This window comes from Acinetobacter sp. LipI_19, assembly GCF_058242925.1.
The window spans coordinates 4,255,801-4,276,821 of sequence record NZ_JBZAYK010000001.1; the positions used below are offsets into that span (position 1 = coordinate 4,255,801).

Here is a 21,021-nt window from a genome sequence, read left to right on the forward strand (position 1 = left end):
TTGAAAGTGTGCATAATAATGGAGGCATAATTTAAAACAAAAAAGGAACTTCACGTGAATAAACAGGAATTTGATTATATTATTATCGGTGGCGGAAGCTCGGGCTGTGTGTTGGCTGGGCGTTTATCAGAAAACCCGCAAGTTTCTGTTTGTCTACTTGAAGCAGGAGGGGCTGGAGAGGGCTGGAAAGTAGAAGTTCCTTGTGCAGCGGTGATTAGTATTCCAACCAAGATCAATAACTGGGCCTTTGAAACTGTACCGCAAAAGGGCTTAAATGGTCGTAAAGGCTACCAGCCTCGTGGAAAATGCTTGGGTGGCTCATCGGCAATTAATGCCATGGTGTATATCCGTGGACATCGACAAGATTATGACGATTGGGCAGCCTTAGGCAATACTGGTTGGTCATATGATGAGGTCTTGCCTTATTTTATTAAATCTGAAAATAACCAAAGAATTAAAAACAAATATCATGGTAATGCTGGCCCACTTTCAGTTATTGATTTACGCAGTGATAACCCATTACAGCAAAAATATATCGCAGCCGCTAAAGAACAAGGTTATCGAATTCTGGATGACTTCAATGGTGAAGAGCAGGAAGGTTTAGGGGTTTATCAAGTGACCCATATCAATGGGGAGCGGTGCAGCTCCGCGCGGGCTTATTTGTTTCCACATCGAGATCGTAAAAATTTAACGGTCGAAACCCATGCACAGACTCAGCGGATTTTGATTGAAAATGGGGTGGCTGTGGGGGTGGAATATAAGCAGAGTGGGCAGCTCAAACAAATTTTTGCACGTCGAGAAGTGTTATTGAGTGCGGGAGCGATGCAGTCGCCACAGATTCTGATGCTCTCAGGTATTGGTGACCAACAAGAACTTGCTGAACATGGAATTGCAGTGAAACAGCATTTACCTGGTGTGGGTAAAAATTTTCATGATCATCCCGATTTTATTTTTGGTTATAAAGTCAGTGAAATTCAAGGGACATTTGGATTATCCTTGCCAGGTTCGATTGATCTATTTAAACAAATTGGGCGTTACCGTAAAGAACGCCGTGGTTTGATGACTACGAATTTTGCTGAATGTGGCGGATTTATTAAAAGTTCAAACGAACAAAGCCTACCGAATTTACAGTTACATTTCGTCATTGCGCTCGTGGATAATCATGCACGAACAATGCATACAGGACATGGTATTTCCTGTCATGTCTGCCTGCTCAATCCAGTCAGTCGTGGTTCCATTAAGATGAGTGGACCAAGTATCGATGATCCTTTATTGATTGACCCTAATTTCTATGGGGAAGAGTCTGATTTAGAGGAAATGGTCAAAGGCTTTAAACTCACTCAGAAATTAATGCAATCTGATGCTTTTAAAAGCATGATTAAAGAAGATTTATTTACAGCCACTGTAAAAACAGATGAGGAGATTCGACAAGTTTTAAGAGATCGCTCAGATACCGTTTATCACCCTGTAGGAAGCTGTAAAATGGGAGTGGATGAGATGGCTGTGGTTGATCCACGTTTGCGAGTTTATGGTATTCAAAACTTGCGTGTGGTCGATGCGTCAATCATGCCAAAAGTGGTGAATGGCAATACCAATGCCCCTGCAATTATGATTGCAGAGAAAGCGGTTGAGATGATTAATCAGGATCAAGCCAGTGTGGCGTTTATTCAAAAGAAAGACAAAGTGCGTGTCGCAATTTAAGTCTTTAGATATTTAAAAATGAAGAGAACTCATTATTGAAATTTCAAATCAACTTAACGATACTTTTTATAGAACAGTAGATATAGCGTGAATTTAAAAATGGGGAAATGAGCATTCAAGCAAAAATAGCTCAATAAAAAACGCCCCTCATTCAGGGCGTTTTTATTTTTACATCAGGTTTAAAATCTTATGCAGATTTTTTAGCTTGATCTACAGAAGCAAGCATATGGCCTGTTTCTTCAAAGTTATAGTGCCAAGAAAGTGCTTCACGAAGAATATGAGGTGTTTGACCACCCTTTTCACATGCACGATCAAAGTAATCATTCAATGCATCACGATACATTGGGTGAGCACAGTTGTTGATGACTGCACGAGCACGTTCACGGGGTGCTAATCCACGTAAGTCAGCAAGACCTTGCTCAGTCACAAGAATATCTACATCATGCTCAGCATGGTCAATATGTGAAGCAAATGGGACAACAGAAGAGATGTCGCCACCTTTTGCAATCGATTTGGTCACGAAGATTGCTAAATGTGCATTACGTGCGAAATCACCAGAACCCCCAATACCATTCATCATCTTGGTACCGCAAACATGTGTCGAATTTACGTTGCCATAAATATCGAACTCAAGCGCGGTATTGATACCAATGATGCCTAAGCGACGAACCAATTCAGGATGGTTTGAAATTTCTTGTGGACGGAGAACCAATTTGTCTTTGTACTGTTCAAGGTTGTTAAATACTTTTTCACCATATTTAGCAGAAAGAGTAATTGAAGAACCTGAAGCAAACTTCATTTTACCCGCATCAATCAACTCGAAAGTACAGTCTTGAAGTACTTCTGAATACATCACTAAATCTTCAAAGTTAGAATCTTTAAGACCTGTCAATACAGCATTGGCGATTGAACCGATGCCTGCTTGTAAAGGACCAAGATTCGAAGGTAAGCGGCCTTCTTCAACTTCTTTTTCGAAGAATGCGATTAAGTGGTTCGCAATACCCTGAGTTTCGTCATCTGGTAGTGTTACAGTTGATGGAGAGTCATGATATTCGCTATTAATCACGATACCCACGATTTTTGCAGGATCAATATTGATTGCAGGTGTACCAATACGTTGCTCAACATGCGTCAATGGAATAGCTTGACGTGTTGGGCGATAGGTTGGGATGTAAATATCATGTAAGCCTTCAAAAGCAGGGCTTAAGTTGGTGTTGATTTCAACAATCACTTTTTCAGCGAAAATTGCAAAGCTTGCAGAATTACCCACAGATGTTGTTGGAATGATGCCACCATCTTCAGTAATCGCAATCGCTTCAATCACCGCAACATCAGGTTTTTTCAACTGAAGGTTACGCATTTGCTCAACAGTTTCAGACAAATGTTGATCAATGAACATCACTTCACCATTATTGATGGCTTTACGTAAAGTGTTATCGACTTGGAATGGTAAACGACGCGCAAGGACACCAGCTTCAGTTAATTGTTTGTCTAGGTCATTACCTAAACTTGCACCTGTGATTAAAGTAATCTTCAACGGATTCACTTTGGCTTGTTTTACCAGCGCTAAAGGTACAGCTTTTGCTTCACCTGCACGAGTAAATCCACTCATCCCCACAGTCATCCCATCTTGGATAAAAGTTGCAGCTTGTTCTGCGCTCATGACTTTGTCATGGAGAGATGCTAAACGAATACGATCTAAAGACATGGTTTACGCTCAATTCTTGTTCAAAACTAGACGGATTGTACCGCCCTCAAACTGAATTGTGCATGCCTCTAATGCTAAGGTCTAATTTTTTCAATAAATGCAGGTATAAATTTTGGTGATGGTTTTTAAGTTATTATTTATTAATAAAATAATGATGGCTGTTTGTTAAATAAACAAAGTTAAGTGTTGGTTTATTGAGCAATCACTAAAAGTGATCACTCAAACTTTGTTTGATTTTTTGAATTGGATTTGTAGGTGTCGATTCTTCCTCAACTTTTATTGACGTTGGTAGTGAAATGATGGCTTGTAGCCCGCCTTCAGGACGGTTGGAAATCAACAGTTCACCTTGATGAATATCGACAATTCGTTTGACAATGGCCAAACCTAAACCACTCCCTTGCACCGTACGTGCAGCATCACCACGCACAAAAGGTTGCATAAGCCCTTCAATTTGGTCTTCGGGAATTCCTTCCCCATTGTCTGCTACACAGATTTTAATATGCTCATCTTCTACAAAAGCACTGAGTTCAATTGGTTCTGCACCATAACGTTTTGAATTGTTGATGAGATTACCAATCAAACGTTTTAACGACAGTGAGCGAGCAGTAATGACAGGTAGTTCTTGCGGCGTGAACTGAATATCTAAAGGTTTAAACTGAATGATCAGTTCTTGTAGCAAAGCATTGATATTGGTGTCTTGAAGCTCTTCATCTGAGCCATCACGCATATATGAAATAAACTGGCTTAAAATGGCATCCATATCATCGACATCATAAATCAAACCTTCTTTTAAAAAGTCATCATCAGACATCATTTCTGCGCTTAAACGGATCCGTGTCAGCGGTGTTCTTAAATCATGAGAGATACCTGCCAACATGATTTGACGATCACGTTCAGTTTGTTCCAGTGTATAGACCATATGGTTAAAGGCTTGGTTCACCTCACGAATTTCTTGAGGACCATGATTGGTTTCTAAATAAGGCGCTTTTCCTGTTTTACTGTAGTTATTTGCTGCATGTTGTAAACGACGCAATGGACGATTGAGCTGCCTTACCAATGTCAAGATGATCACTGCGGCAATCAGTGGAATACCGAGTAACCAACCTAAAATCAGTTCAGGGCTATAGTTGGCATAAGTATTCAGAGGTTCACGCACCCAATTGCCATTCATTTCAGGTGTTTGAACCCAAATACGTGGACTGGGTTTAAACTGGAAATAAACCGTCACGTCTTTGATTTTTAATTCTTCTGCAAGCTGGTTCTCAATACGATTGGTAAAAAAATCGGCAATAATTTTATCTTTTACATTTGGATATTCTTTGGGATCAGTAACATATTCTACACCTACCCGTTGCTTTAACCACTCGTCAATATCAAGTTGTATTTCGTCATGATAAATCTGTAAACGTGGATTGTTAACCATTTCAAGTTCAACTGCTAAAAAACGTGCATGTTGCTGAATTTCAGGTAAATAAAGCGTTTTCCAGAAAAACCATAATGACATAAACAGGCTAAAGAACACTACAAATACGACCAATACGGTGGTCCGCATGGCTGCCGAGCGAGGTTTGACTTTATCGAGGAAGCGTTCCCAATGTGTACGTTTCCGTTCTTTGTAGGTAACAAAGTCGGTAAATTCTTGTGGATCTATGGGTTCTAATTTCACAGGAGCATTCCAATCTGTGCGATATTCTTAATCTATTGATTTCAGTTTAAAGGATGGTAGATTTATAGCAATATTATAAGTGTTAGGCTGTCTTGGTTTAACTTGTTAGTCAATATAAATATTTGATATTTATACTTAATACGATAAGGATTATTACTATGTTGAGATCACATATCTTTTTGCAGGATATCCAAACAATAAAACAACAGTAGCCAAGTCATAAGTAAAGCTCAGGTCTATGGAAAAGCTATCACGGCTGTAATTCTATAAAAATGGATAAAAAAATACTGGCACATTTAAAACCGAGCATGTGACCAGTATTTTTCAAGCTAGATTCATTCTATCGAATCAAAATCTATTATTCGGCACCATCTGGAACGAACACATAACCTACGCCCCAAACTGTTTGAATATAACGTGCACGTGCAGGGTTTTCTTCAATCAAACGACGTAAGCGAGACACTTGAACATCGATTGAACGCTCCATAGCACCCCATTCACGACCTCGTGCTAGGTTCATTAACTTGTCACGTGTCAATGGTTCACGTGGATGCTGGACTAATGCTTTTAAGACTGCAAACTCACCTGTGGTTAATGTGACCACTTGCCCTTCACGTGTCAGGGTGCGTGTTGATAAATCTAGAGACCAAGGCCCGAAAGATACAACTTCTACATTTTGACTTGGCGCACCTGGCACTTCACGAACCTGACGACGCAGTACAGCACGAATACGTGCTAATAACTCATTTGGATTAAATGGTTTTGGCAAATAATCATCCGCACCAGCTTCTAAACCAGCAATACGGTCAGAGTCACTGCCTCGTGCAGTGAGCATGATGACAGGTGTATCTATATTTGATGAGCGTAAACGTCTACAAATACTTAAACCATCTTCTACAGGAAGCATAAAGTCTAAAACGATGAGTGAGAATAACTCACGTTGTAATAGGCGATCCATCTGCGTTGCGTCGTGGGCCGTTTTTACCACAAAGCCTTTATCTTCAAGGAAACGCTGTAAAAGGGTACGTAAACGCACATCATCATCGACCACTAAAATGCGTTCGACACGGTCAGTTTCGTTTTGTACGATATCTGTATTTTCAGCAGGTACAACCAAACTCATGATGTACTCCCTTAATGTTGTAAATTATAAATATTCGTCAATCTCAGTATACTGCCTAAGCTCTTGTTAAGACTATGTATCAAATTGCTCAAAAATACAATTTTCAGGCTGTTTTGAAACCAAAAAACAACATCTATAACGAATTGAGATGATTCTATGTTTATAAATAAAAAGATATACCATATGCAAATGAAAGTTTTATGTATTTTGGCAATATGTTTTATTTTAAGTGCATGTATTAGCCGACTTTCCAGACCTGAAATCTTAGGACAAGTGATTGACGAATTTGACCAACCAATTGCTCTAGTCCAGGTCGGTGAAGCCCAAACGGATATGCAAGGTAACTTTCGACTCAAAGAACGGCGCTATTCTGCATTTTTATTGAAAGAAATCATGTATATGGAAGCGCCACCGATATGGGTGCAAGAACGACTCAATAAACAGGGCTATCAGCAATGCTATTTAAAATATTTCAATTCACATGGCGGTGGGCAACGTAAAGGTGCGCAGTGGGACGTTGGAAAAATTATTTTACAAAGCAATTTAAATACAGCTAAGCAGGATGAAATACACGATTGCACTGTAAAAACTCAAGAAAAATGATCTTTTATCACTTTTTTCACTGCTAATTTGCAAAACAATTGTGGATTTTATGGTCTTGGTCTTTATAATCACTAACTTTTAGTCCTTATCCTTGTGGAATTAAACACGATGACTGACTTAGTTCAGCAGTTGGCAAGTGAACTTGCCGTACGTCCAAACCAAGTAGAAGCTGCCATTAAACTGATAGATGAAGGCTCTAGTGTTCCATTTATTGCACGTTACCGTAAAGAAGTAACGCAAGGCTTAGACGACATCCAATTACGCCAACTTGATACACGCCTTGTTTATCTACGTGATTTATTTGAACGCCGTGAAAAAGTAATCGAATCATTAAAAGAACAAAATAAGCTCTCTGATGACTTACTTGCTCGGGTAAATGCCGCTGAAACAAAAAATGCATTAGAAGAACTTTACGCACCGTATCGTCCAAAACGTACCAGTAAATCATTTAAAGCTAGAGAAGCGGGATTAGGGGAATTTGCTGAGAAAATTATCGCAGAGCAAATTGATCCGACTGAAGCTTTGGCTGGTTTTAGCCATGAAGAATACCCAGATGTTGAAAGTCAATTAGACGCGATTCAACACATCATCATTGATGACTGGGCACAAAATATTTCATTAACCACAGAACTTAAATCAACATTTGCCAAAACAGCAGTGTTAAAAAGTCTGGTGGCATCTGATGAGAAAAAAGAAGTCGGTAAGAAATTCCGTGATTACTTTGATTTCTCTGAAAATTTAAATAAAGTTCCTTCACACCGTTTATTGGCAATGCTACGCGGCCGCCAAGAAAATGTATTGGGTCTTAAAGTTGATGGTGATGATCATGCACCACTTGCACGTATTGAAACTGAATACGCGCTTGAAAGTGTTCAACCACAAGCACGTCAAGATTTCTTAAAGCAAATCGCAAAACTGTTTTGGTTAGGTAAAATTCGCCCAACGATTGAACATTCTTTGTTGACTGAAAAACGCCTTGTAGCTGAATCAGAAGCAATGGACGTGTTTGCAGAAAACTTACGTCATTTATTGCTCTCTGCCCCTGCTGGTTCACGTACAACTTTAGGTGTTGACCCTGGTATTCGTACAGGGGTAAAACTGGCGGTTGTTTCTGATTCAGGTGATGTGCTTGCACATAGCACGATTTACCCATTTGCACCAAAAGAAGATAAAGCTGGCTCGATTGCTGAACTTGCACGTCTTTGTCGTGAATTTAATGTCGATTTAATTGCGATTGGCAATGGTACTGCGAGTCGTGAAACTGAAGCTGTTGTTGCAGAAATGATGGCTGCAAATGCGGATCTTACATTAACGCGTGTTTCAGTAAGTGAAGCGGGCGCATCTGTTTATTCAGCATCAGAATTGGCTTCTGCTGAACTGCCTGAGCTTGATGTTGCGATTCGTGGTGCTGTTTCAATTGCCCGCCGTTTACAAGATCCATTGGCTGAACTGGTTAAAATTGACCCTAAATCTATCGGTGTAGGTCAATATCAGCATGATGTGAATCAAACCAATTTGGCAAAAACACTGGATGCTGTTGTTGAAGATTGTGTGAATGCGGTAGGTGTAGATGTAAATACGGCCTCTCCAGCAATCTTGGGCTATATCGCAGGTTTAAATAAAGCCATTGCACAGCAAATTGTAGATTACCGGAAAGAAAATGGTCGTTTTGATAATCGTCAAGCATTGAAAAATGTACCACGTTTAGGTGAGCGCACGTTTGAGCAAGCTGCGGGTTTCTTACGTATTCAAGATGGCTCAGAACCTCTAGATGCTTCCTCTGTTCACCCTGAATCGTATGGTTTGGTCAACAAGATTGTTGAAGCAAAAGCGACTACAGTGAAAGATATCATTGGTAATACTGAAATTATTCGTCAAGTGAAAGCAGAAGATTTTGCCGACGACAAATTTGGTCTACCGACGATTCAAGATGTGTTAAGCGAGTTGGAAAAACCGGGTCGTGACCCTCGTCCAGAATTCCGTACAGCAAAATTCCGTGAAGATATCACTGAAGTCAGTCAATTGACTGAAGGGATGCAGCTTGAGGGCGTGATTACCAATGTGACTAACTTCGGTGCATTCGTCGATGTTGGTGTGCATCAAGATGGTCTAATACATATTTCAGAGCTTGCCAATGAATTTGTTTCTGATCCACATAAAGTTGTGAAACCAGGGCAAATTGTACAAGTACGTGTGTTGACTGTAGATGCTGAGCGAAATCGTGTGAATTTATCGATGCGCCCAGAAGGTTCAGAAGCACCAGCTAAAGCACCACGTCAAAAGCGTGAGTTCAATAACAATGACCAACGTGGTGAGCGTAAGCCTCAGGGTAAACGTCCACAGCAAGGTCGTCCAAACCATGATAATAAAGACAAAACACCACGTCATGACAAGAAACCACAAGCAACTAAACCTCAAGAGAACAAAATTGGTGGTTTAGGTGCATTGTTATTACAAGCAGGGATTAAAGGGTCTAAATAAGCTATAATTTCTCAATAAAGAAACCGCCGTTAGGCGGTTTTTTTATGGATTAGACAATTGCGGAAAGATTACAATCTTTTTTAAATGGACATGCTTCCCCAACCACAAGATTTTCAAGTAGGTTCTGAATATTCTGTAATTGGATAATTTTTTCACGAATGACATTGAGTTTGTCTTTTAAAATCATATGGAATTGTTCTGCTGGAATTTCATTGATGTTGACCAAGTCTAAAATCTGTTTAATTTCAGCCAAAGTAAAGCCTAAATTTTTAGCGACCTGAATCAGTTGTAATTGCTGTAAGTCTTGTTTTGAATAATCCTTATAACCATTATTTCGTGTCAATGGGCGGATAAGATCAAGCTTTTCATAAAAACGAATCGTATCCCGACTGAGATTTAATTGCTCTGATAATTCACCGATTAACATCACTTGCTCCAAATTTTATGTATTTGCAAGAAATACTTGACTGTGGAGTGTACTCCATCCTTTAGCTTAAGTGTGAACATATAAAGGGTGTATAAAGTGATGCAAAAGAATCAAAGCGTAGAAAAAATTGCCTTGGTGGTTGGTGCAACAGGGTTTATTGGTAAATTTCTTGTTGCACGATTACTTCAAAGCAATGATCAAGTTTTTGCCTTGTGTCGTAACCTTGATCAGCAAGAGTCAAATTTGAGAAATTGGCTAGAAAAACAAGAAATAAGTCATCAAAAATTATTCTGTATACAAGGTGATGTTACTTTACCTGCATTAGGTATTTCAGCTGAAGATTGGCAAGGGCTTGCTAAGGTGAATTATTTATTTAATACCAGTGCCTTATTTGCATGGAATCTTTCGACTCAACAGGCAAGAGAAGTCAATGTTAAGGGATTAATCAATTTGCTTGAATGCGTAAACGAACATTGCCAATTGAAACGTGCAATTCATCTTTCTGGCTATATGTTAACACTCACTCAGCACTTACAAGATGTTGGAGTCTGTTTGGAAAATATTGAGAAAACAAATTGGAAACGGGTGTACCAACAACTGGGTGCTTACGAGGCTTCTAAAATTGAAGCTCATTTTACTTGGGTGAAATATGCTCAACAGTTGAAAGTTGACTGGACAGTGATCCATCCTGCAACAGTGTTAGGGGATGAAAACTCTGGTGAGATTGCTGAAAATCAACCGATTGCTCATCTGATTACCCAGCTTAAACAGGGGAAGTTGACCGCTATTCCTGCAACTCCTCAGCATTATTTACCTTTGGTTTCTGTGACAATGTTGGTCAATGCGATATGCAACGCATCACAGGATCAACTTACAATTTATCAAGATATATTGATTGCCAATCCTACTCAGGTTTCTTTACAAACTCTTATTCACAATGCGGCTCGCAGATTAAATCTAAAAGCACCGCAATACTTCGTCTCGCTGAACATTTTAAAATTGATTTTAAAATGGAAGTGGCTTGCTCAAAAGCTAGATCTATCTGCTGAGATGTTGGATTTCATCCGAACTGAGCAATTAAATATAGATCAGTTTTTAACATTAAATCAAAAATGGAAAATACCAGAAACCAATCTTAAGCAGACCATTGAGTTGACTGCTAAATGGGTGAGCCAGAATCATTAGATCTAGCGATAAAAATGCCCATTTCAATAAATGGGCATTCAATATTATCGTGTTGTATAACCGCCATTGGCAAAAATAGTCTGACCAGTAATCCACCAACCCTCTGTTACCAAAAAGCGCACTAAAGGCTCAATATCTTCAATCTTGGTTAAACCACCTAGTGCAGATGCAGATTTATGATAGGCCACTGCTTCAGGCGCTTCTTGACCATAAAAAAATGGCGTATCCATTGGACCCGGTGCAACAGCCGTGACGGAAATACCACGATCGCCATACTCTTTCGATGCTGCACGGGTATAGTGCTCCACAGGCGCTTTTAAGCCTTCATAGGTTGAATACAATCCTGTGTAGGCTGCTAAAAGACTGGTCACGATAGAACAAATTCTTCCACCATTATTAAGATGTTTACCCGCAGATTGGATGAAGAAATAGGCAATTTTATTGTTAATGTCATTCATTGAATCAAACTCTTGTTCAGTTGTTTCAATCAACGGTTTTTTAAGTACTCGCCCTACAGTATTAATCGCAATATCGACGCCACCGAAGATTTCTTTGGCTTTGATGAACAATGTTTCGATATTTTGAATATTGGAGAGGTCTGCTTGTATCAAAGTTGCATTAACACCTAATTGTTCAATGGCTTTGAGTGTTTCTTCTGCATCTTTTTGGGTTTCTAAGCTGTTATAGTGAATGACAAGATTTGCACCTTGTTCTGCAAACTTACGTGCGATCAGACCACCTAAATTTTTTGCTCCACCTGTAATAATGACGGTTTTATCTTTTAAACTATGCTGTTTCATTTTTATTTTCCCATCTTGATAAGTGATGATGGAATGTTAAATGCTATTTTTTATTCTAGATAGTGATTAGAATCGAATAGATTGTTTGAAAAAATTGAATAATAGATGGATAAAATTGAACGTCTCAAAATTTTTTGCTTAGTTGCGGAAAAGCATTCATTTGCTCAGGTTGCTAAAGCGCTGGATTTACCACGTTCAACAATTACCTATGCAATAAAAGGCTTAGAAACAGAATATCAAGTATTGTTATTTAATCGAACAACACGAAAGGTCAATTTAACCAATGAAGGGGCTCAATTTTTTCAAGAGGTTAAACAACTGATTCTTCAGGCTGAAGGGTTGGATAAATTCAAATTAAAAAACCGTGAGTATACGGGTCAAATCAAAATTGGATTACCGTTAAGAATAGCCACAGGATATCTGATCCCTTATTTGCATGAATTTTATGAGAAGTATCCAAATATTAAAATTTCAATTCATAGTCACGATCATTATTCAGATTTAATCGAACAGCGACTAGATTGTGTGGTTCGTGTTGGAAATGTGACGAATGAAAATTTAATTGTGAGACCAATTACAAAAGTTGATTTATATACACTTGCCTCTCCAGAATATTTGCGTAAATTGACTAGCAATTTAGAAATAGGGCATTCAAATCACCATATTATGATTGGTTATCAAATGAAAAATATGGATTCAGATTTTGCAAGTCTAGTATTTGAAGATACTCAGATAAAACTTCCTTACCAACTTTTAGTTGAGGATACAGAAAGTTATTTACATGCGGGGTTGCAAGGATTGGGGGTTATTCAGATTCCAGCATTTGATGCAATTCCTTTTATAGAAAGCAAAAGATTAACTAAAATATTTGAGCAAGAATCATGCTTAAAAATACCAATCAATTTTCTTTTTTTAGAAAGGAAATATCGACCAGTATATTTTCAATTCTTTATTGATTGGCTAGAAAGTCTACTCAAACGTAAACTTTCTATTAGCTCTTAAACTTACCAATGCTCACCTGGGAACAAACGAGCATATGCTCTTTGAACAAGGTTCAATTTTTGTTGCTCACCGACAGATGCAGTTGAGCTTGGGAACAGATTGAAGCCAATTGACATTAATTTGTTATTGATTCCAGGTGCAATTGAGTAAGTAATAGAGGCTAAACGACCTAAATTTGTAGCAACTTTCTTAGGACGTTTTACAATTGCATATGCAACTAAATCAGCGGCTTGTTCTGGCGAGAGTGTTGGTACATATTTATAGATCTTAGTTGGTGCAATCATCGGGGTGCGTACTAAAGGCATATAGACTGAAGTAATGGCAATTTTATGTGAATGTACTTCCGCTGATAAGCAGCGGCTAAATGCATCCAATGCGGCTTTTGATGCAACATAAGCGGAGAAGCGAGTTGCATTTGCCAATACACCAATTGAACTGATATTAATGATGTGGCCGTCTTTACGAACCATCATTTCTGGCAAAATATTCAATACTAAACGAACTGCACCAAAGTAATTGAGTTGCATAGTACGTTCAAAATCATGGAAACGATCAACAGACTCATGCACAGCGCGCCGAATCGAACGGCCAGCGTTATTAATCAAAATATCAATATGATCAACAGAAGCAACGATCTGTTTAGATACTTCATCAATTGCGTTCATGTCATTTAAATCACAAGGGAAAATATCAGCTCGACCACCTTCAGCTTGAATTTCAGCTTGAACCTCTTTCAGTGTTTCTTCAGTACGAGAGACTAAAAGTACATGCGCACCTGCTGCTGCAAGCTTTTTTGCAACTGTTAAACCAATGCCACTAGAGGCACCTGTGATGAGTGCAATTTTACCTTGAACCTTTTTTTGAAAAAGTTGCTCTAATTTTTGATTCATAGCTATTTTCCTGAGCCTACCGACATGAACAGATGCTGTATTTTTTTGTTTCGGGTGATTGGATCTTTGTTTAAAAGATGATCACTTTTGTTGGAAGGCAATAATATACAAAAAAAATAAAAATACTAGCATTAAGTGGCTGAATTTATAAAATATTTTTAGAGTAAATACTCTATTATATTTTTACTTATTTCGTGATTTTTACCATATATAACTGAGTTTTGAAAGCAAAAAAACAAATCTATTGCATAAAATATAATCAAGTGAATTTACTTGAAAATTAAATATATTTTTAAGTAAACAGAGCTGCTTTACAACTCTGTTTATAAGGGGGATATATACAATATATTTAACCTACTTTAAGAAAAAGCAAGTTCATCATATGCTTTTTTTAATTGTTCTTTGGCTGGGGTATGACCTTGGTGAGCAGCTTGTTCAAGCCATTTTTCTGCATGGCTATAACTTCGGTCTAAACCAAGTTGTCCATTCAAGTAGCTGAGACCCATTTTATACTGAGCTTCTTGATCTCCACGTAAAGCAGCCCTTAAATAGCACCACATTGCATTACGATTTGCGATTTCATCTAAGCTTAGATTTTTGTCTTCAAAATCATGTGCTTGAGCCTTTTCGAGAGCAGCTTCAGAAGCATTCTGTTCGAATGCCCGACGAGATGTTGAATCTCCTAAAAAACGGTTAAAAATATGTACCAACATATACAACCTCCTTGCTAATCCATTAACAAAGTAAAAGAGACTGCTAATCACAAAAAAATGATTAGATATAATTAATCTAGCTGATTTTTTAGAGTTTGCAAATAGTTAAATGTAATTTGTCAATTGCGATTTTTACATATTTGTTAAAAAACACATTATTTAACAAATTATCAATTCTATTTAAAGCATAAAATTACTCACTGTAATTTTATTACATGAAGAAAACTTGCTATATTTAGGTTGTTTTGAATTTCGGATAGAATCTGTGAAACGCTCAAGTGTTTTCATCACAGTCTTGCTTAGTTTGTTTATGTTCCAAAGTCTTTGGAATGTAGCGGCGGCTTTTTGTAATCATGAAAGCACTAAGCTTCCATCACAACGTATAATTAGTCAGCATTTTGGACACCATAATGCGCCTGATTGTACCCAGGATCAACAGCAACATCCGCAGCTGTTAGATATATATGGGATAGATAAACCGATTTCTGATCAGTCAGTATCAAAACAATTACCAGCACACCAAGATGTGCGTTCCAATGATTTCCTCAATCATATAAATGATGATCATCGTGATCATTTGCCTTCTTTTGCGCATTTCATTGTGGTTGATAATCAGCAGCACACAGCACAGCCTAAATTTGTAGGCTATCCTGAATCTATCTTTATTGGCTGGAATAATTTGTATCAGTCACCTGATCTATATTTGCCCAATCCTCCCCCTCTTTCATCCCCGCTATAAGGTGGGGTAGCCGAAAATCTTGCCCACCGCTAATGGTTTAATTTAGTGGGGCATTTTCATGTCAAAAGTAATACGTAATTTAGTACAAAAAACTGCATTCGGTTTTAGGCCGTCTTTGCTCGGTGCACTGATGTTCAGTGTGATGTCATCTGTTACTTGGGCAGACAACACATCTCAAGCATTAACGTTACAACAGGCAATTGCAAAAACTGAGCAATATCAGCAGACGCAGAAGGTCTGGCAAACGCAGCAGCAAATTGCAACAGCGAACATTAAACAAGCAAAACTGTGGACAAATCCAGAGTTATCCGTATCGCAAACGGGTTTTGGTTCCAATCAAGATCAAGAGCTTTCAATTGGTGTTTCTCAACGATTGGATATTTTTGGTGAACGTAAGTCAGCACAGAGGTTGGCACAACTTTCAAAAGATCAAAGTGACTTAAATCAGCGAATTTATCAGGCTCAACTTGAATTGGCTGTGAAATACCAATGGTCACAGCTGGCGATTTTTGAATTAGAACGCAACGTGGTCCAAGAGCAGCTCGACGTCAGTGAAGAAAATCTGAATGCGATTCAGAAGCGCTATCAAGCGGGGAGTGTCGCGCAGGTTGATGTAGATCGTGCCAGACTGAGTCATGCAGAAAATGCTCGCTTATATCGTCAAGCCGATTTGCAGGTGCAAGTTGCCAAGCAGCAATTGTCCAACCTTTGGGGCGATGCTGATAAATCGATTCGTATCGGTTTAAATCCTCAATCTTTATGGCCGTCTTCGACACACCAACAGGTACAAGAATATCTCGCGGACAATCTTTTTGAAAAATCACGTCAGTTACAGGTGTTGCAAGCAAAAGCGACAGTGGCGCAATTAAAAGCTTCGGCACGGCCTAATCCGACTGTGAATTTAGGCGTGAATCGTACTCGATCACCTGAAACCTCGACTGACAATGCTTTAGTTGTGGGGGTCTCTATCCCATTGAATATTTTCAACCGCCAGCAATACGGTGTGCAAATTGCGCAAGCAAAGCAGGATTTACTCAGTAGACAACAGGAGTTTTATCTCCGCCAAAATGCTTTGCAGGTGGGAACATTATTGACTGAATTGCAAGGACTGGAAGTACAGTTTAAAGCAGTCGATGAGTCTCAGATTCCGCTTGCAGCTCAGGTTCAACGTAAAGCTTTGCAGGGGTTTACTGTCGGTAAATTTGCCGTTAACGATGTGCAACTCGCAACATTACAGTTGCAAGAAGTGCGTTTGAGAAAAGTGCAATTATTGAAAGATGGCTGGCAACGTGCCATTGAAGCGGAAAGTTTGAGCCTCGGTATTGAACCAAGTCAAATCATGGCAAAAGATGCTTTAGCGCAGATCAATCAGAGTTTATGGCAGGACACACAAGCTTTACCAATTGTGGGCGGGGGAAATTAATATGCTGAATCAATTTAAATCTTTTAAACTTCAGAAAGGCAAAATTTCTCAACGCCTACTGATCATCATTACGCTTGTAATGACTGCTCTTATTGCCATGGGATTGTTCTTTTCAACCAAAAAAGGCACGAGCAAAGAAGGTGGCGAGAAAGAAGCAGAGCATGCTGAAGAAGGACATTCACATGATGAAAATGCTAAGGGAACCACCAAAGATGGTTCCGAAGAAGCGAAGCACAGTGAAGAAGAGGGTGGCGAGAAAGAGAATGCTGAAGCCATTAGTTTGACTGCTCAGCAGATCACAGAACAAGGGATTAAACTAGCTAAAGTAGAGATGGGTACTGTTACCAAATCAGCTTCTTATCCTGCAAAAGTCACAGTCAATACAGATCGTCAAGCACATGTATCACCTGCATTTAGTGGGCAGGTAGTTGCCGTGAATGTTGAATTGGGACAGCGTGTGCAAAAAGGGCAAGCGCTGGCCACTATAGTAGTGCCTGATTTGGTCGATCAGCAGGCAAACTTACAGGTTGCACAGACAAGTCTAGAGCTGGCACGTCAGGACTATGAACGAGAGCGCCAGTTATGGTCACAAGGTATTTCTGCCAAGCAGGATTATCAACGGGCTTATAATGCCTACAAACAAGCACAGATTCAGGTGCAAGCCACCAGATCACGTATATCTGCTTTTGGTGCCTCATCAAGCAGTAATGGTCGTTATGTTATCACAGCACCAATTGCAGGCATTATCAGTAAAAAAGACTTGGTTATGGGTGAAAATGTGCAGCTTGCTAGCCAGCTATTTATCATTGATCAACTGGATCAGCTATGGCTTGAATTTATTGTACCAAGTTCAGAGTTTTCAGCGATTGCTCCAAATCAACAGCTTGAATTTAAGTCACTGCAGACGGGGAATATGTTTAAAGCACAGATTCAAAGTTTAAACAGTGAAGCTGATGTGCAGACAGGACGTTTACAAGTCCGTGCCAAAGTGTTGTCGAATGCGGCTGAATTGCGTCCGAATTTGATGGTCAACGTTCAACTACAACAGCGAGGCACTTCTCAAGCATTGCGTGTACTCAAAAGTGCTATACAGAAAGTTGAAGGAAAAGACGTAGTGTTTATTTCCAGCGAACATGATAAGAAAATCGAGTTTACTGCGCAGCCTGTTGTGTTGGGTCAGGTGTCAGGAGATGGTCTGTGGGTTGAAGTGAAAACTGGTCTGACCCAAGGCCAGCAATATGCTGGTCAGGGTAGCTTCTTGCTGAAATCTGAATTGGAAAAAGGAGAGGCGAGCCATGGGCATTAATGATTCTTCTGATTCTAAGTTAGACAGAGATGCGGATTCAGCATTACCTCAACCTGAAGGGGTGTTTGATCGACTGATTCAATTTTCGATTAAAAATGCCATTTGGGTTATGCTGTTTATTGTGGCGTGGATTGGCGTGGGGATTTACGGCTATCAAAAATTACCAATTGATGCTGTACCCGATATCACCAATACCCAAGTACAAGTGAACACACAAGCTGCTGGTTTTACCGCATTAGAAGTTGAGCAAAGGATTACCTATCCTATTGAAACTGCGATGGCAGGTTTACCCAAGCTAGAGTTGACTCGTTCCATTTCCCGTTATGGTTTATCCCAAGTGACCATTATTTTTAAAGATGGGACGGATATTTATTGGGCACGACAACAGATTAATCAACGCTTACAAGAAGCCCAAACCGAACTGCCAGATGATATTGCACCGACAATGTCTCCTGTATCGACAGGATTGGGTGAGATTTATCAGTGGGTGATCAAGGCAGAGCCGAATGCAAAAAAACCTGATGGTACGCCCTATACCGCGATGGATTTACGTGAAATTCAGGACTGGATTGTACGACCGCAGTTACAACGTGTTCCTGGTGTTGCAGAGGTCAACTCGATTGGTGGCTTTAATAAAACTTATGTGGTCACGCCTGATTTAAATCGTTTGCAACAATTACAAATCCCTGTCAGTGACCTACAAAATGCTTTAACTGGAAACAATGAAAACCGTGGTGCTGGTTTTATTGAAACCAATGGGCAGCAATTGACAGTACGGGTTCCAGGAACTTTGAACAATATTGAAGATATTCAAAATGTAAGTATAGGCAATAAAAATGGTTTTCCGATCCGAGTTGCAGATGTAGCGACTGTATCGATTGGACATGATTTACGTACAGGTGGTGCAACTTACAATGGCGAGGAAACTGTACTTGGTATCGCCATGATGATGATGGGTGAAAATAGCCGTACTGTGGCGAAATCAGTGGATGCCAAAATCAAGGAAGTTCAGCAATCTTTACCGAAAGGTATTGTGATTCAAACCGTATATGACCGGACAGCTTTGGTTGAGCGTGCGATTAGTACAGTACAGAAGAACCTTGTAGAAGGGGCGATTCTGGTTATTGTTATTCTGTTCCTATTTCTTGGTAATTTCCGTGCAGCGTTGATTACTGCATGTGTGATTCCATTATCGATGCTATTTACTTTGGCGGGTATGGCTGAGCAGAAAATTAGTGCCAATCTAATGAGCTTAGGCGCACTGGATTTCGGGATCATTGTAGATGGTGCGGTCGTTATTGTTGAAAACTGTATTCGGCGACTGGCAGAGGCACAACATGCAAAAGGCAGATTACTTTCACGGGCAGAGCGTTTTAAAGAAGTTTTTCTTGCGGCTAAACAGGCACGTCGCCCTTTAATCTTTGGTCAATTAATTATTTTGGTGGTGTACTTACCTATTTTCGCCTTGTCTGGTGTTGAAGCAAAGCTTTTTCACCCGATGGCTATGACAGTGGTATTGGCACTGGTGGGTGCAATCATTCTTTCAGTTACTTTTGTTCCTGCTGCAGTGGCTTTATTTGTTAATGGTGAAGTTAAAGAAACAGAAAGTCGCTGGATGCTGTGGTTAAAGCAAAAATATGAAAAGCTACTCAATTTAGCCTATAACTTCCGAATGTTAGTCGTCACCCTTGCGGTGAGTATTCTGTTTTTAACGGGCGTGCTTGCCACACAAATTGGTAGTGAGTTTGCACCCACCTTGAGTGAGGGCGATTTTGCAGTGCAACAAATGCGTTCGCCAAGTACTGGCCTAGAGCAGTCTTTACGTATGCAGGAGAATACTGAAAAGTTATTGCTCAAAGCGTTTCCAGAAATCAAAGCTATATTTGCCCGTACAGGGACGGCAGAGGTGGCAACAGATGTCATGCCGCCTAATATTTCCGATGCTGTGGTGCTGTTAAAGCCACGTGATGAATGGAAGAATCCAAAGCAAACAATTGATGAGCTACGTCAACGTATGATTGTATTTCTTGGTACATTACCTGGAAATAATAGTGAATTTTCTCAACCGATTGAGCTTCGTTTCAACGAATTGATTTCTGGTGTACGAAGCGATGTGGGAATCAAGATTTTTGGCGATGATATGGAGGTGTTGAATCAACAAGCCACTAAAATTGCACAACAAATCAAAGGTATTATTGGCGCAACCGCCGTCAATGTGGAACAGACTTCAGGCCTACCGCTTTTAAATGTTGAAGTGAACAAAGCTGCGGCAGCGCAGTATGGTTTGTCAGTGAGGGCGATTCAAGACTTGGTGGCGACTAGCGTTGGTGGTCAGAATGTTGGGCAAATACTACAAGGTGACCGCCGTTTCGACTTTGTGATTCGTCTGGATGATGCTCAACGTACACCTGAGCATTTGGCCGTTTTACCTATTCAAACACCAAACGGTGGTCTAATCCAACTTCAGGATGTGGCTAAAGTTGAAAATATCTTGGGTATTAATCAGGTCAGTCGTGAAAATGGTAAACGTCGTGTAGTCGTGACAGCCAATGTTGAAGGGCGTGATTTGGGCTCATTTGTCACCGAATTACAATCGACTCTGGCAAAAGAGCAAATGCCAGCGGGTTATTGGTTGAGCTATGGTGGACAGTTTGAAAACCTAACCTCTGCGAAAGCCCGTATGCAACTGGTCGTTCCACTGGCACTGATGACTATTTTTGTGCTGTTAATGGCCGTTTTCCATAACTTTAAGGAAAGTTTGTTGGTGTTTACAGGTGTGCCATTTGCGTTGTGTGGTGGTTTGATTGCACTGTGGCTTCGGGGTATACCATTGTCGATGTCTGCAGGTGTTGGCTTTATCGCGCTCTCGGGTGTAGCGGTATTAAATGGTTTGGTGATGTTGACCTTTATCAAGGAATTACGTCAACAACTCGATATTTATCAGGCCACATGGCAAGGTGCAATTTTACGATTAAGACCTGTATTGATGACTGCTTGTGTAGCATCGTTAGGTTTTGTGCCGATGGCACTGGCTACGGGGACAGGCGCTGAAGTTCAGCGCCCACTGGCAACTGTCGTGATTGGCGGCATCATGTCATCCACCTTATTGACTTTGGTGATTTTACCGGTGATTTATCGCTGGATGAATGAACGTAAAGTTAAAGCACAAACTGATGCTTGATCGTTAATTTAAAAATAACCTCACCGTTCTTCGCTTAGAACGGTGAGGTATTGAAACTCTATTTGCAGTTTAT

16 protein-coding genes are annotated in these 21,021 nt (G+C 39.8%); 9 read left to right on the plus strand and 7 right to left on the minus strand.

Going from position 1 to position 21,021, the window contains the following annotated elements; all coding sequences use genetic code 11:
- Positions 1–54: 54 nt before the first annotated feature.
- Positions 55–1,701 (plus strand): GMC family oxidoreductase, encoded by a 1,647-nt coding sequence (locus tag AC4CVF_RS20410; protein WP_419327993.1) that lies wholly within the window; start codon positions 55–57, stop codon positions 1,699–1,701.
- Between the two features lie 187 nt (positions 1,702–1,888).
- Here the strand turns inward: AC4CVF_RS20410 and scpC are convergent, their stop codons facing one another.
- The 3 genes from scpC to ompR form a co-directional block, all read right to left on the minus strand.
- Positions 1,889–3,409 (minus strand): succinyl-CoA:acetate CoA-transferase ScpC, encoded by a 1,521-nt coding sequence (gene scpC, locus AC4CVF_RS20415; protein WP_336953664.1) that lies wholly within the window; start codon positions 3,407–3,409, stop codon positions 1,889–1,891.
- 205 nt (positions 3,410–3,614) lie between these two features.
- Positions 3,615–5,075 carry an ATP-binding protein gene (locus AC4CVF_RS20420; RefSeq protein ID WP_419819866.1) on the minus strand — a complete coding sequence of 487 codons (1,461 nt, stop codon included), beginning with the start codon at positions 5,073–5,075 and terminating at the stop codon, positions 3,615–3,617.
- Positions 5,076–5,433: 358 nt separating this feature from the next.
- The gene (gene ompR / locus AC4CVF_RS20425; protein ID WP_004816610.1) at positions 5,434–6,198 is read right to left on the minus strand and encodes an osmolarity response regulator transcription factor OmpR; all 765 of its coding nucleotides are present in this window, start codon (positions 6,196–6,198) and stop codon (positions 5,434–5,436) included.
- 183 nt (positions 6,199–6,381) lie between these two features.
- Between ompR and AC4CVF_RS20430 the strand changes: the two genes are divergently transcribed.
- Both AC4CVF_RS20430 and AC4CVF_RS20435 read left to right on the plus strand, forming a co-directional pair.
- Positions 6,382–6,801 carry a carboxypeptidase regulatory-like domain-containing protein gene (locus tag AC4CVF_RS20430; RefSeq protein WP_336953666.1) on the plus strand — a complete coding sequence of 140 codons (420 nt, stop codon included), beginning with the start codon at positions 6,382–6,384 and terminating at the stop codon, positions 6,799–6,801.
- 108 nt (positions 6,802–6,909) lie between these two features.
- Positions 6,910–9,282: a Tex family protein gene (locus AC4CVF_RS20435; protein ID WP_490789883.1), complete on the plus strand. Its 2,373-nt coding sequence runs from the start codon at positions 6,910–6,912 to the stop codon at positions 9,280–9,282.
- 49 nt (positions 9,283–9,331) lie between these two features.
- Here AC4CVF_RS20435 and AC4CVF_RS20440 read toward each other — a convergent pair whose 3' ends face one another.
- Positions 9,332–9,709: a MerR family transcriptional regulator gene (locus AC4CVF_RS20440; RefSeq protein ID WP_419327990.1), complete on the minus strand. Its 378-nt coding sequence runs from the start codon at positions 9,707–9,709 to the stop codon at positions 9,332–9,334.
- 99 nt (positions 9,710–9,808) lie between these two features.
- On the opposite strand from AC4CVF_RS20440, the gene AC4CVF_RS20445 reads away from it, so the two are divergent.
- On the plus strand, positions 9,809–10,894 hold the full coding sequence (locus AC4CVF_RS20445; RefSeq protein WP_490789884.1) for an SDR family oxidoreductase: 1,086 nt from the start codon (positions 9,809–9,811) through the stop codon (positions 10,892–10,894).
- Between the two features lie 44 nt (positions 10,895–10,938).
- Here the strand turns inward: AC4CVF_RS20445 and AC4CVF_RS20450 are convergent, their stop codons facing one another.
- Positions 10,939–11,694: an SDR family oxidoreductase gene (locus AC4CVF_RS20450; RefSeq protein WP_490789885.1), complete on the minus strand. Its 756-nt coding sequence runs from the start codon at positions 11,692–11,694 to the stop codon at positions 10,939–10,941.
- A 105-nt stretch (positions 11,695–11,799) separates the two neighbouring features.
- On the opposite strand from AC4CVF_RS20450, the gene AC4CVF_RS20455 reads away from it, so the two are divergent.
- The gene (locus tag AC4CVF_RS20455; RefSeq protein ID WP_419358707.1) at positions 11,800–12,696 is read left to right on the plus strand and encodes a LysR family transcriptional regulator; all 897 of its coding nucleotides are present in this window, start codon (positions 11,800–11,802) and stop codon (positions 12,694–12,696) included.
- A gap of 2 nt (positions 12,697–12,698) precedes the next feature.
- On the opposite strand, the gene AC4CVF_RS20460 is transcribed toward AC4CVF_RS20455, so the two are convergent.
- Positions 12,699–13,586, minus strand: coding sequence for an SDR family NAD(P)-dependent oxidoreductase (locus AC4CVF_RS20460; RefSeq protein WP_336953672.1), 888 nt, complete (start codon positions 13,584–13,586; stop codon positions 12,699–12,701).
- Positions 13,587–13,945: 359 nt separating this feature from the next.
- On the minus strand, positions 13,946–14,299 hold the full coding sequence (locus tag AC4CVF_RS20465) for an SEL1-like repeat protein (RefSeq protein ID WP_336953673.1): 354 nt from the start codon (positions 14,297–14,299) through the stop codon (positions 13,946–13,948).
- A 265-nt stretch (positions 14,300–14,564) separates the two neighbouring features.
- Between AC4CVF_RS20465 and AC4CVF_RS20470 the strand changes: the two genes are divergently transcribed.
- Genes AC4CVF_RS20470 through AC4CVF_RS20485 form a run of 4 tightly spaced genes read left to right on the plus strand, consistent with a single transcriptional unit; the run spans position 14,565 to position 20,948 of the window.
- Entirely contained in the window at positions 14,565–15,038 is a 474-nt protein-coding gene (locus tag AC4CVF_RS20470) for a cation transporter (RefSeq protein ID WP_490789886.1), read from the plus strand.
- A 58-nt stretch (positions 15,039–15,096) separates the two neighbouring features.
- Entirely contained in the window at positions 15,097–16,461 is a 1,365-nt protein-coding gene (locus tag AC4CVF_RS20475) for a TolC family protein (protein ID WP_490789887.1), read from the plus strand.
- Between the two features lies 1 nt (position 16,462).
- Positions 16,463–17,767 (plus strand): efflux RND transporter periplasmic adaptor subunit, encoded by a 1,305-nt coding sequence (locus AC4CVF_RS20480; RefSeq protein WP_490789888.1) that lies wholly within the window; start codon positions 16,463–16,465, stop codon positions 17,765–17,767.
- The gene (locus tag AC4CVF_RS20485; RefSeq protein WP_419358711.1) at positions 17,757–20,948 is read left to right on the plus strand and encodes an efflux RND transporter permease subunit; all 3,192 of its coding nucleotides are present in this window, start codon (positions 17,757–17,759) and stop codon (positions 20,946–20,948) included. The genes AC4CVF_RS20480 and AC4CVF_RS20485 overlap by 11 nt, the downstream gene beginning before the upstream one ends.
- Positions 20,949–21,021: the final 73 nt, after the last annotated feature.